Genomic DNA, 14,237 nt, shown 5'->3' with positions numbered 1-14,237 from the left:
ACCCTTGTTTGAAGACCTGAAACAACGAATAGGCTTGAAGTTGATAGACACCAGGGTATTCAAGTCCGGTGTGGTGGAACTTACCTATGAACGGGAAAAATAATACAAGATCTTATTTTTTAACATAAGAAAACGGCAACTGGTTATAACTTCTGGCCAATACTGCAATATTCTTCTCATCATCTTTTAAGTCATCAATGGCCGATGTCAGGTAATAATCTACCGGGTGCATCATGGCGCCTATAACCGGTTTGGCGAAGCCATAAAGCCCCACCTGTTGTTGGATCGCTGCCGGTACAATTTGTAACGGGTCCTGTCCATTCCATTTGGCCAAACAGGTAACCATGCGGGTATGCTTACCCAGCATCTGTTGTACAGATGCCGTGGTTTTAATATCGCCGGCTTCATTCAATATCCAGTCTACCTGTTTAAGCATGTCTGATCCGGCAATGTCCCTGCTGGTAAGCTGGCAGGAAGTTAACCAGATAATACAAGCCGGATTGGTTTTATGGGCCGTTGCCTTTATTTTCTTCCAGCACCTGTCAATGGCCTTACGTCGAAATTCCAGCTCAATGGCGGGCGTAATTTTCTCTTTGCCGGGAAAGGGCTGCTGTAGGAGTTCCTGGTACATGACCTGTTCACAATCGATCCATTTCAATCGGGGATACGGTTCCATGGTCGTTCCCGGATTCCAGAGCCAGTCGATAAAAATGCCATCTATGCCGGTCACCTTAATCGCATCTTCAATCGCCGCACAGAGATAATCAATATAGGCGGTGGTGTACGGAATATGAGGATCAGCGGGTGTTCCATAGCTTAGCTCCGGATGATCCAGTCCCCATTTTGTATTGGCCCCGGCGCAGAAGTATCCAAACACTTTCATCTTCTTTTTATGCGCGAGTTTTACCTGCGTTGTTAGAAAGTCATATTTTAATCCAGGTTGTTCCGGCACAACACCGCCTTTATACCATGCGTAGCCGTTGCATGAAACGGCAAATGACTGGATAACATTACATCCTAACGCTGCGTACCAGTTCACATGTTCTTCCGGATTGGCATCGGCCCACAACCCTGGTTTGGCGAAGCCGTTGATGCCGCCTTCGCCCCAGTTAAAGTCAATGGAAAAGGCTTTGATGGCTTCGCCGGATAAGGGTGCTGGCTTGTCTAACGAAAAGGAAGACAGCGGACCAATCATAAAAGCGCCCATGCCCATGGCGGTTTGTCTGATAAAATCTCTTCTTGAATGATAAGATGGTATTTGATTTTTCGCCATGGTCATGGATATTAAAAATGAAGTTAAATGCTGTTTGTTTTTTGTGAATGCCGTATTAAGATCCCTTTCTTTTCTCTAAGTCTTTAATACTTGCGGTAATCATTTTACCAACAGGTTTGTTGTTGCGGTAAGTGATCATCCTGAAAATATCCGCGCCCTTGGGGACATCGAGTGTACCGGTGTATTTTGAAGAGAAACGATCCGGGAATGTGCCATCAAACGTGTAATAAATATCGAGGTTATCCAGTTCCGTTGTCAGTGTGATCTGCATGGGCTTATCCGCCGTTTTCTTTACCGGCTTGATGGCCGCATCATACACGGATCTGGCATAGTTGATATTGGCCACATCATAACGGGCCATGTGAGCTTCCATGCGATGGATAAAACCTGGCCAGTTTCTGGCTGTTTTTTCAGACCAGCATACTTCAGCTAAGGCAAAAGCACGCGGCCAGGTCATGTATTCCGCATGCCGGTAGCTCGGCACAGATTCTGTCCACAGATTGCCCTGTGAACCTAAGATCAGCGAAGTATCGGTCACCTCTTTTGGAATGGGTTCAAAGTTATAGCAGCTCGTTAATGTAAGCATAGAATAAGTGGGCGGCTCGCCTGCCGGATCTCCCTGGTAAAGATCCAGGTAGCAGTTATGATCCGGTGTCATGATAATCGGATGATTCATTTTGGCGGCGTTAATCCCGCCCTGTGTGCCTCTCCACGACATCACCGTGGCTTCAGGCGCTAATCCACCTTCTAATATTTCATCCCAGCCTATCATTTTTTTCCCTTTGGCAATCACCATCTTTTCCATGCGCTTAATAAAATAACTCTGGAGTTCTTCTACTGAGGTAAGCTTTTCAGCAGCCATCCTTTTTTTGCATTTATCACATTTTTTCCAGAAGCCCTTGTAGCATTCATCTCCGCCAATATGAATATATTGTCCGGGAAAAAGAGCGGCCAACTCTGTGAGTACTTTGTCCATGAAATCAAAGCTCTGTTCATTTCCGGGGCATAATGCGTTGTCTTCTTTGCCATAAAATACATTCCCAACGTTTACATCAAATGGGCCACCCGTGCAGGACAGATTGGGGTAGGCCGCCAAAGCCGCTAAGCTATGACCCGGTACATCTATTTCCGGTACAATGGTCACAAATCGTTCCTGTGCATATTTCACAATTTCTTTCACGTCTTCCTGTGTATAAAAGCCGCCATCCGTTGCAGGCTCATTCGGCGCCCTGGGCTCGCGGGTCCACCAGGTGCCCATTCTTGGTGCGCGCCATGCGCCAATGCTGGTTAATTTCGGGAAACTTTTAATCTCAACTCGCCAGCCCTGATCATCTGTCAGATGCCAGTGGAAAACATTCATTTTGTATTTAGCCAGTTGATCGATATATTTTTTTACTGCTTCTTTTGGAAAATAATGACGACTTACATCCAGCATCAGTCCCCGCCAGCCAAAACGCGGGTAATCGGTAATCTTTACGCAAGGTACCGTCCAGTTTTCATGTTCCACCTTTACGCTACTTTCCACTTCCTTAGGTAATAGTTGCATCAATGATTGTATTGCATAAAAAAGCCCTGCCGGTTTATTGGCGGAGATATCAATCCTGGTTGATTTAATATCCAGGATGTATCCTTCATTGCCCAGCGTTTTATTATAGGTACTGTTGATCGTAAAATGAATACCGTTATGATCACTGTTTACGTGCTGTAACTGATACCCGGAAGGTGTGTTAATGAGAGCGGCAAACAAATCGGTGATACCTGTGAGGGATGGGGCAGATACGAGTCTGGTGGCTTCGGTGATGCTGAAAACGCCGGTCCCTGTTTCAATTTTAACGGGCATCGGGATCAGGTTGATTTCTGGCATTTCTTCACCGGCGGCACTGACCGCAAACGAAGACAATAACAGGATGCCTGTTACCAGCAATAGCATTTTCTTTTTCATGACGATGTGTTGTTCAATGTTCTAAATAGCAACCGGCTTTTATATGATAATATGCAGCCAGCCAATAAATTACGATATTTTTTACGTCTATTTAGAAATTTCGAAAATGGAGAAGGTATTTTGCGGCGGGGCTATCCCTGAAATGTTTCGGTCACCAGTTGTGTATCCATATACTCACGTAGCTCATGTAGCTTGCCGGCTGACAGGCGGCATACCCAACAATATTTGTTGTTGTATAATTTTCCATCGGGGGTAGTATTTTGTCCGGTGGCTTCTACTACTACATAATCCTCATCTGCAATGAAACGATGTGCCACCACTTTATACGGCGGTTGCAGTGTAGCCCTCACGGCGCTCCATAGTTCACCCAACACCGATTGCTTGCCTGTAAATGTCCGGGACCATTGTCCGGAGCCCATCCAGGTCCATTGCATATCATCCGCCATCGCTTCCAGGAAAGGGGCATCGTTACCTTTGGACAGTTCACTGAAAATGAACTGCATTAGTTTTTTATTTTCTGCGGTATTCATGATTTAAATATCCGGTTTTTTATAGAGAAAGGGCGGGGGCAGTTGTGCCAAATGAGGAGGAATTTAGGCCATTTTTATATCGGGAAACCTGGTATGAAAAAAGCCTGTAGACGAATAGCTACAGGCTTTTTCTGTTTAAATAAATCTGCCGTTTACTGCGGCAACGGGAGTTGAATAATCCGGATATCATCATGATAAATGATCCGGGTGATCACGTCTCCGTTTGCAACGGATTGGTCGGGCCGGTATAATCCCCATTTCAGGTAACCGGAAACCGCCAACGGGTTATCCGGCTTCCATGTCTGGAAATTGTGCACTTCCCAGATAAGGGAATAGTCGGCCTGACCTGGAAGTCTCATAGATACTTTATAGTATCCCGCGGTGGTATCGGACCACAACACGTCTATTCTGAAATCCATCCATTGATTGATGTACGGCCGGTAGTCTGCCAGGATATTGGTTTGAAAATCATTATTCGGTGCTCTGAATGCGATGGCATTTCTTTTAGTCATCAGGTAAAATGCGGGGTTGCCGCCGCCGCCCAATTTGCCCTGAAATATAATATCTCCCGCGGTGGAATTGCCGGCCACAAAGGGTTGCCAGTCTTTCAACAATAAACTAACCTCGTATCTCCGCTCATCACCTGGTTGATGTTTGCCTTCGGGGATATTGGCCGTGGCGCTTTCACTTCTCCAGTGATTATCTGAAAAATAAGCGGAATCTCCCAGCACTACTTTATGCGCAATCGCATAAGTGCCGGTGCGGCCGGGCGACACGATGTAGGATGCATCCGTGGCTGTGGCATTGGTGGTATTCAGGTCGGGGATGCCTGAATTGAGGGTACCTGATTCATAATTTATCCACATCAATGTATCACCTCCCACATGTGTGGTGACGGCGATGCTATCATGAGGCGTGGAACTGTCTGACGTGTTGAGTTCGTGCATTTGTTTGGTGCAGGCATTAGTGGCCGCCAGCAGTGCCACTAATGCAGTGATTTTGGTGATTTTCAGAAAAGGAGATGGATTTTTCATATGTAGATTTGATTAGTGTCATCATTGTAAAACACCCTTCACTTCATATGCCTTGTTGTTGATCGTTACTGTCAGATCTATTGTTCCATTGGAGAAATTATTGCGTGCATTTTCTTTCATTTTTACAGTTGGAGCTACTTTTCCTTCGTAGGGTAGCAGAATGCTCACCAGTACCGGTGCGGCATCAGCGGTCTTGTCCTGTTCAAAAACAAATGCAGGTCGTGGTAGCTCCTTACGATAGCTATAGGACACCTTACCTTCTTCCGTATGGAGTGTGGAGGGTTGTTTGCCCAGGTATTGTATCAGGAGATTATTACCATCTGCATAGGTGGTATGAATTTCATTGTTCACCGTATCTAAAATGGGATTGCTGTCTTCTTTCAGTTGAAAATGTATCCCCAATTTGCCCGCTGCCTCACCAATGGCCTGATCGATGAGCAGGAAGAAGCTGTTATTGACGAACAGTACACTTCTTTTGTGGGTAAGGTTTGAATAATTTGGATTGGAATAGGTTAATACAACCGGACTGGCGGCCGGTTTCCAGGAAAGCAGCGTCGCTTTTGTAATATCCATGTTTTTATTATCCAGCGTGAGTGTCTGATGCACGCGGGTTTGGCGGTACCAGTTTCTCATGGCGGTAATTTCGGCGTTGCCGCTGTACACATAACAGCCTGCATCCGGCATAAAATTCCGGCCTTTCACCCAAAGCTCAAAGGTGCCATTGTCGGGCTGTGCATGAAATTCGCCGGGAGGACTAGCCTTCAGCACCATCACGGTGGACTGCATGTCCCATCCGTTTCTGAAAGTATAGAAGCCGGCGGTAGTGAGGCCATGGGAAAGGTTTTCCGGAGGAGTGCCCTGCTTCCCATCGGTGGCGAAATATTTAATGACATTGTTTTCCGGAAAAGCTTCCTGCCAGGATTGGTATTGTTTCAGCATCGCGTTTTTAGTCACGAGCCAGGAATCGCCGAACATGGGATAGGTATAGTCTGGAAAAGAAAAGTTAATCGTGGCCAGCACCATGCTTTCTATCGTTTTTTTATAACTTTCCGGGAAATCATTGTCGCCTCCGTTCATTTGTGTCATGCGGAGGGCTTTCAGAAAAATATCTATGCTGGCGATGTGGTACGTGGGCGATAATTCAAACTGCATTCCATCGGGGAATACCTGTTTGGCTATTTCTTGTGTGAGTACCTGGATACCACTTTGTTTCCATGCAGTGGCATCTTTCAGTTCCGGGAAGAAGCAGCCGGCGTAGATCATTCGCTGTGCTTCAAACAACAGGTGGTTGCCTACTTTCGTGTAATGGGCCGGGATGTAGTCGGCCTGTTGGTGATAGCTATCCAGGAACTCCAGTAAAAATTGCGGCGTAAAATGTGGGGAGCGGATGAACATATTGAAGGTGCCGGTAAGACTTTGCAGGCGTTCCGATACTTCCAGCGGTCGCCAGGCAAAGCTGTCGTTATCCGCAGATAATCCCAGCGGATTTTTTTTCACCCAGTCGCGGAATTGCAATACCCATTCCTGCGCATATTTCTCATCGCCGGTATACCAATAGGCGAGGCCCATGGGGTGCCACCAATATACCCGATGCAATTGCCAGCGTACTTCATTATCCTTTACCGGCCAGTATTGCCAGTTGATGTCTTTGCCGTAATCGTAAAATCCATATCCTTTTTGTGGCTGGAACTGGTGCAGGAGTGCTTTGTCTGCTTTCTCCAGTACATCTGCAGGTGCGGTGCGCCCTGCATACCGGGTAACGTCTTCCGGATTATATTCCGGGTGTTTTACGGTGCTGCGGTGGCGATAATAATTGCATAGCGCTGTCGCGGCCTCGTTGTATTTACCGGCAGCCACCAGTTTATTGACGGCAGCTAATCCGGGATAGGTCAGATTAATGTTACGAAAGCTGCTGGCTGTTAGCCCGGTGTCCTGGGCTTTGGTAGAGAGTACGGCCATCAGGACGCAACATAGCAGGGTAATATTTTTCAGATATCTCATTAAATAAGTTTTTTAATCTGTCCATATCTTTTCAGTGCCTCCAGATAATAGTAGTCGGCATAATCGATAGGGGTATCAATTTCTGAATTATAGAGAAATGCGCCAACACTATGTTTTAATAAGAAGAAATGATTTTGACCTGGGGAGGCGAGGTAAGTATCGGAAGATAAGGTTTTCAGTACGGCGGCTGCATAATCGAAATACGGTTGGCCGGCTGGCACTTCTGTGCTGAGTTCCAGCAAGGCAGCGGCAATAACGGCGGCTGCCGATGCGTCCCGGGGGGCGCCATCCAGTGCGTTGTGAACATCAAAATCCCAGGCAGGAATTTTGTCTGCCGGCATATTAGGATGATGCATAATAAATGCGGCAATATGTTTGGCCTGCTCCAGGAATTGCTTATTCCCGGTATTTTTATAACACATTACATAGCCATATAGTCCCCATGCCTGTCCCCGGGCCCAGGCCGATTCGTCGGTCAGGCCCTGATGCGTCACTCTCCGCAGCACTTTACCGGTGGCAGCATCGTAATCCACCACATGATAGGAGCTATAGTCTTTCCGGTAATGGTTTTTCATAGTTGTTACCGCATGCGTCACCATAGCGCTGGCGTAGGCCGGCTGATGAAATGCCTTCGCTGCCCAGAAAAGGTATTCCAGGTTCATCATATTATCTATTATCACCGGGTAATGCCATTCGGGCATATCCCAGGAACGGATGGTACCAGTGGTTTTACTGAAACGGGCATAGAGGTGGGTGGCTCCTTCCTGTAAAACAGGTAAATAGCTACTGTCGCCTGTTACCCGGTATGCATTCCCATAGGAACAATACAGCATAAAGCCCAGGTCGTGGGTATTGGTGATATGTCTGACTGTGTCCAGGCCTAGTGTGAATTTTTTCGCTGCATCTTTCAGCTGTGCATCTCCGGTTAACTCATACCCATACCATAATGATCCGGGAAAAAATCCGGTGGTCCAATCCTGCACGTTCGCCAATCTTACGGTGCCATCCGGCTGTACCGACCTCGGGTTGTTTCCGGGCGTGTACATGTTGATGGCCTGACTGAGCTGTAAATGGATGGCATGGATCGTTTTTTTATACCAACCTTCGTCCTCCTGTAATGGGTTAGCAACAGCTGTTCGGAAAAAGAACAACAAAATGACAGTCGTGATGACGCCAGTTCTGCTTGTCATATCTTGTGCGCTTTAAATGAAAAATTGAACAATGAAATAAAGATAGCCGGCCAATAGGAACCGGGCTTTCACTGGCGTCCAGAAAGCTTTAGATTTTGATGAACCAGCCCGATTCATCAAAATTGATAGCATTTTGAACGATAGTGAAAGCCATTTTCGACCCACTCGTATAAATTCGTAGCTGCCAGTTATTCCGACCAAAATGCAAATGATTAATGAAGCCTTCCCGATCTATTCAGGTTTTCATTCCACGATTAATGATTGTCAAACAGAACTGGCGCACGTGATCTTAAACCAAATAAAAAAGTAACGAATGAAGCGATTTTTGCTGTTTTTGATGTTTTTTACTGCCACCTATGTCTCTTCCGCACAAAGCACCATCCCCGTGAAGGGACTCGTTACTAATACTGCCGGAGAGCCATTAATTGGCGTATCTATCCAGGAAAGGGGGACCAAACGGGCTTCCATGACAAAGGCAGACGGTACTTTTGAGATCGCCGCTGACCCGGGAGGCATATTATCATTTACCTACATCGGGTATAAGAAAACAGAAGTGGCGGTCAACAGCCGCCCGGAGATGAAAGTAATATTAAAAGAAACAGAGAAAGGTTTAAATGAGGTAGTAGTAATAGGATATGGTACCCAAAGGCGTAAAGATCTTACCGGCGCAGTATCCTCTGTGAAAGGAAGTGAACTGGCCAAAATCCCGGTCCAGAACGTGGCTTCGGCGCTTACCGGCCAGGTGGCCGGTTTACACGTTTCCGCCGACGATGGCACTCCCGGTAGTCAGCCTTCCATCGCACTCAGAGGAGGCGGGTCTATTACCCAGGACAACCAGCCACTGTATGTAATTGATGGTATTCCCCAAACCGGAGGCCTTAATTTCCTGGACCCTACAGATATTGAAAGTATGGAGGTGTTGAAAGATGCATCCGCTACAGCTATCTATGGGGCCAGGGGCGCCAATGGCGTAATTCTCGTGACCACGAAGCAACTGAAGTCGGGGAAACTCACCCTTTCCTACGACGGGTATTATGGTACCCGCAAAATCACGAAGGAATTGCCGGTGCTGAATGCCTTGCAGTACACTACGCTGATGTACGAAAAAGCAATAGATGATCCATTGAAAATGGAAGAGTTTCAAAATGCCTTTGGCACTTTTGATGAATTAAATGGATTGTATGCCAACAGACCAGGCATCAACTGGCAGGATCAGATGATGGGAAGTCCCAGCAGTAATCAGTATCACAAGATCAGCCTAGCCGGTGGCAGCGGAGAAACCCGTTTCAACCTTTTTTATTCCCATAGCGACGATGAAGGCATTGTGCTGGCAAGTGCTTCCAAAAAAAATGTGGCCAAATTATCTGTATGGCACAACATGAATAAGAAAACCACCATTAGCGCCATTGTCAACTATAGCGACCAAACCATTACAGGTGTAGGCACCCGCGAAGGCGCCACAAAAATGAACCAGCTGCAGAATATTATTCAATACCGGCCCACCTATGGTAAAAGCGGCACAGATGACGCATTTCTGGGTATGGACAATGATCCTTCCATTGATGTAGGGCAGATCCCCTTGCAGAATCCCGTGACCAGTGCACTTTCCCAGCAAAGAGAATCATTCAACCGGATATTTAACTTCAATGCGGCAGTGGACTATACCATCGCTAACCACCTCACTTATCGGGGATTAGTGGGTATGAGAGTATCCGGTACCAAGGTGAAATCTTTCAACGATGCACGTTCGCTGCTGGCCAAACGTTCCGGCGGCGCTTTCGGATCCATCGGACAATACGATGAAAATGGATGGAACTATTCCAATACCGTTACCTACGACAATACCTTTAAAAAACAGCACAGACTATCTGTGTTGGTAGGACAGGAACAATCATCTATCAGTCGTGAGAATTTCGTAGCCGGCAACAGCAAGTTTCCCACGGTGAACCTGGGACTCGACGATCTGTCACAAGGCACTACACCAGTCGTTCCTACGTCGTTTGCAGAAGCAGAAAGCATGCTGTCATTTTTCTCCCGGGCCAATTATACCTTCCGCGAACGGTATATTTTCACGGCCAGTATCCGGGCAGATGGCTCCTCTAAATTTGGTCCGGACAACCGCTGGGGATATTTCCCTTCTGCAGCATTCGCATGGCGGGTGATAGAAGAAAAATTCATGAAAAATATATCGTTCCTCTCCGACCTGAAACTGCGTGTCAGCTATGGTACCGCGGGCAACAACCGGATCGACAACTACCTGGCCAATAGCCTCCTGCAATCCGGCATTTATCCCATCAATAATGGTAACGCCATTACAGTGGGCGCCTCCAATTTGCCTAACCCCGGCCTGAAATGGGAAACTACCCGCTCTCAGAACCTGGGGCTGGACCTGGGTTTCCTCGATCAGCGCTTCACTTTTACGATGGATGTGTATAATAACAGAACGAAAGACCTCTTATTAAATGCACTCATTCCTTTTACTTCCGGATTTGCCAGTCAGCAGATCAATGTGGGCGCTACAGCCAACAAAGGCGTGGAGCTGAGTTTGCATTCCATCAATATCCGGAAACATGGTTTTGAATGGTCCAGCAATTTCAACATTGCATTCAATCAGAATAAAATACTGGCGCTGACCAATGGAGAAAATGCGAGATATAGCACGAGCTGGTACGATCAGAACGATTACATCGTACAGGTAGGTAGTCCTGTAGGACAGATGTATGGCTACCGTTCCAATGGTTTATATAACGTAGATGATTTCACTTATAGTGATGCCACAAAAGGATATACTTTAAAACCCGGCATCGTGGCAGATGCGAACAATCCGGCAAAACCCGGTAACCTGAAACTGGTGGATATCAATGGGGATGGCACTATTACGCCGGCCGACAGAACGGTGATTGGCAACGCTACGCCGAAACATACAGGTGGACTCAGTAATACTTTTTCCTACAAAGGTATTGACCTCAGTGTGCTCATCAACTGGTCTTACGGCAATGACGTGTACAATGCCAATTTGCTCAACAACAGTTTAACTTATCTCTCTTATCAGAATACACTGGGATACTTTGCCGACAGATGGATGACCATCGACGCCAAAGGTCAGAAAGTAACTGACCCGGTAGCACTGGCTGCCTTGAACAATGGTAAAACCATTCCTTCCTGGAACGGCGCCGGCACCGCTACCCGCTTATATGATCAGATGATAGAAGATGGCTCTTTCCTGCGGATCAACAATGTTAGTCTTGGTTATACGCTGCCAAAGAAATGGTTGTCGCGCGTGAAAGTCAGCAATGTCAGGGTATATGTGACCGGCAATAACCTGTATGTATTTACAAAATACCGTGGGTATGATCCGGAAGTAAGTACGTCCAACAGCTCCAGGCTAACGCCAGGAGTGGATTTCGGTGGCTACCCGCGTACCCGTTCATTTGTAGCCGGATTGAATATTTCACTGTAGAAAAACTCAAATTGAAAAAATATTCCATTATGAAGAATCAGATTGATTACCGTGCGGGCGTTGCCGGACTATTGATGTGGGGCCTTTTGTGTGGCGGCTTGTCCGGATGTAATAAAACGCTGGAACAGGCGCCCAAATCCTATTTTTCAACAGGTACTTTCTTTAGTAGCGTAGACGAAGCTACCATGGCCGTTTTGGGGGTGTATGAGGTAATGGCCAACTACAATACCTATGGCTTCCAGGTAAGTATGTTATACGATATGGATTGCGATATTTCGCAGGTATCGGGTACCACGCTGGCCGACTTCCGCGCAGTGGCACACTACGCCGTTACGCCACAGCATAATTATATTACCGGCACCTGGCAGTATTTTTATAAAGGGATAGACCGCGCTAACCTGGCTATTGAAAGCATACCGCAGATGCCTCTTTTTACCTCCGGTACGGAAAGCGAAAGGGCGGAACTCAATCGCCTGCTGGGAGAAGCGAAATTTCTGCGGGGATTTTATTATTTCGAATTGGTCCGCCTGTATGGTGATGTGCCCATGAAATTAAGTTCCACCCAAACCGGTGATAACCTGCAGCTGCCGCGTACAGACCGTGATACCGTATATACACAGGTGATAAAAGATATGAAAGATGCCATCACCTTGTTGCCTGAAACAAAAACGACGGTGGATGAAAGGATCAGCAGGAACGGCGCAAAAGGAATACTGGCCCGCGTGGCACTGTTTGCCGGTGGTTATTCACTGCGGCAAAATGGAACCATGGCGCGGCCGGCAAACTATAAAGATTTCTACCTGATCGCACAACAGCAAACCGCGGATATTATGTTGTCTGGAAAAAACTCGCTCAATGCCAGTTACGAGCAGTACTTCAGAAATCAGTGCAAGTATGTACAGGACCCACAGGAAAGCATGTTTGAAGTGGCGCTGTACAGCGTTAACGGAACCGGCAGCACCGCGGGTATGATAGGCACCTGGAACTCTCCTGCCTCAGATGCCGCCAATGCATATGGAAGGGCTAATGGTTATGTGAAAACAACGCCGCTTTTCAGAAATAGTTTTAAGCCCGGCGACCTGCGTAAAGACGTGGCCACCGTTACTTACAAGCTGGATGCTACCGGAAACAAAGTGGAATATACCGGTAAAAATGATTGGCAATGGACGCCCGGAAAATGGCGGAAAGACTGGCAGGTAACGCCTCCCAAGGATCTGAATAATACAGATATTAACTGGGTGATTTTGCGTTATGCAGATGTGTTACTGATGAGAGCTGAAGCAGAAAACGAATTGAACAACGGGCCTGATGAAGCGGCATATAATGCCATTAACATGGTCAGAAGAAGGGCCTATGGAAAACCAGTGAATACACCTGATGCCACAGTAGATCTGGCGCCCGGCCTCAGCAAAGATAATTTCTTTGCGATGCTGAAAGACGAACGTGCCTGGGAGCTATGTTTTGAGGGCACCCGGAGAGCAGACCTGATACGCTGGAACCTTCTGGGAACAGCGGTGAAAGCGACACAGGATGCACTCACTGCTTATCGTGCCGGCTATCCATATGTGGCAGGGACACAGTTTGTACCTAATAAACATGAACTGTATCCGATACCTTTGAGAGATATGGACCTGAATCCTAAGTTGGTACAAAATCCGAAGTATTAATACCCGTAGGTTGTATGAGAAGACATATCATTACCGGGCTGCTGCTGCTGCTGATCAGTTATATCGCGGTGGCGCAGGGAACAACGCCACCCAATATCCTGATCATATTGACGGATCAGCAAACTGCCAGCGCCATGAGCAATGCCGGCAACAAAGACTTACATACGCCGGCCATGGATTCGCTGGCAGCCAACGGTGTGAAATTTACACGGGCCTACTGTGCGCAGCCATTATGTACGCCCAGTCGTACCGCTATCTTCAGCGGCAAAATGCCTTTTCAAACAGGGTTTACCGGCAATGCAGACGAAAAAGACGGACAATGGCCGGATAGTTTGCTGATGATGGGAAAAGTATTCCGGGATGGTGGTTACCAAACAGGATATGTAGGTAAATGGCACCTGCCGGTACCCACCACAAAAATCGCACAGCATGGATTTACGTATATTCAGAATACCAGCTTCGGTGATTACAACGATGCCGCTACGCCATCTTTCTGCGCCAGCTTTATCAAACAGCACAAAGCGCAGCCTTTTCTGCTGGTGGCCTCTTTCCTGAATCCACATGACATCTGTGAATGGGCGCGTGCCGATCCTTTGAAAATGGATGTACTGCAGGATGCACCTGATCCGGCGCTTTGTCCGCAACTGCCCCCCAACTGGGATATTCCTGCCAATGAACCGGCCATTGTACGCGAACAACAAAAGGTGAGTGAGCGCACTTACCCCACCGTGAACTGGAAAGACGGACAATGGCGCCAATACAGATGGGCCTACAACAGGCTGGTAGAAAAAGTAGATAACTACATCGGTATGGTGATGGCTTCCCTCAAAAAGTATGGTATAGCAGATAATACCATTATCATTTTTACCAGCGATCACGGAGATGGATACGCCGCGCATAAATGGAACCAAAAACAGATTCTGTATGAAGAAGCCGCGAGGGTGCCTTTTATCATCTCTTGTCCCGGCAGGTGGACACCGAGAACAGATAGTATGCTGGTGTGTAACGGTACAGACATGATACCCACTATCTGCGGTTTCGCGAAATTGCCGGTGCCGGCCGGATTAACAGGCGCGGACCTGAGTAAAAGAGTAGTCCACCAGGATCTAACGTTGAGGGATACACTGGTCATAGAAACAG

9 protein-coding genes are annotated in these 14,237 nt (G+C 47.2%); 3 read left to right on the top strand and 6 right to left on the bottom strand.

Annotated features, from left to right (window positions below; all coding sequences use genetic code 11):
- Positions 1-112: 112 nt before the first annotated feature.
- The 6 genes from VIP81_RS23495 to VIP81_RS23470 form a co-directional block, all read right to left on the bottom strand.
- Entirely contained in the window at positions 113-1,273 is a 1,161-nt protein-coding gene (locus tag VIP81_RS23495; protein ID WP_331967114.1) for a hypothetical protein, read from the bottom strand.
- Between the two features lie 55 nt (positions 1,274-1,328).
- The gene (locus VIP81_RS23490) at positions 1,329-3,215 is read right to left on the bottom strand and encodes a beta-N-acetylhexosaminidase (RefSeq protein ID WP_331967112.1); all 1,887 of its coding nucleotides are present in this window, start codon (positions 3,213-3,215) and stop codon (positions 1,329-1,331) included.
- A gap of 131 nt (positions 3,216-3,346) precedes the next feature.
- Entirely contained in the window at positions 3,347-3,745 is a 399-nt protein-coding gene (locus tag VIP81_RS23485) for a nuclear transport factor 2 family protein (RefSeq protein WP_331967110.1), read from the bottom strand.
- 152 nt (positions 3,746-3,897) lie between these two features.
- Positions 3,898-4,779 carry a heparin lyase I family protein gene (locus tag VIP81_RS23480; RefSeq protein WP_331967108.1) on the bottom strand — a complete coding sequence of 294 codons (882 nt, stop codon included), beginning with the start codon at positions 4,777-4,779 and terminating at the stop codon, positions 3,898-3,900.
- Between the two features lie 21 nt (positions 4,780-4,800).
- Positions 4,801-6,780, bottom strand: coding sequence for a heparin-sulfate lyase HepC (hepC, locus tag VIP81_RS23475; protein ID WP_331967105.1), 1,980 nt, complete (start codon positions 6,778-6,780; stop codon positions 4,801-4,803).
- Positions 6,780-7,970: a glycoside hydrolase family 88 protein gene (locus VIP81_RS23470; protein ID WP_331967103.1), complete on the bottom strand. Its 1,191-nt coding sequence runs from the start codon at positions 7,968-7,970 to the stop codon at positions 6,780-6,782. Before VIP81_RS23470 ends, hepC begins: the two co-directional genes overlap by 1 nt.
- A gap of 313 nt (positions 7,971-8,283) precedes the next feature.
- Between VIP81_RS23470 and VIP81_RS23465 the strand changes: the two genes are divergently transcribed.
- The 3 genes from VIP81_RS23465 to VIP81_RS23455 all read left to right on the top strand — a co-directional run.
- Positions 8,284-11,430, top strand: a complete 3,147-nt coding sequence (locus tag VIP81_RS23465) for a TonB-dependent receptor (protein ID WP_331967101.1) — start codon at positions 8,284-8,286, stop codon at positions 11,428-11,430.
- A 29-nt stretch (positions 11,431-11,459) separates the two neighbouring features.
- On the top strand, positions 11,460-13,097 hold the full coding sequence (locus VIP81_RS23460) for a RagB/SusD family nutrient uptake outer membrane protein (RefSeq protein WP_331967099.1): 1,638 nt from the start codon (positions 11,460-11,462) through the stop codon (positions 13,095-13,097).
- 14 nt (positions 13,098-13,111) lie between these two features.
- Positions 13,112-14,237, top strand: a 1,126-nt coding sequence (locus VIP81_RS23455; RefSeq protein WP_331967096.1) for a sulfatase family protein, incomplete at its 3' end; no start/stop codon positions are given.

This window comes from Chitinophaga sp. (assembly GCF_036566945.1).
Lineage (GTDB): Bacteria > Bacteroidota > Bacteroidia > Chitinophagales > Chitinophagaceae > Chitinophaga.
Note: the sequence above shows the minus strand (reverse complement) of the source record. Positions and strands in the feature narration are given on the sequence as shown.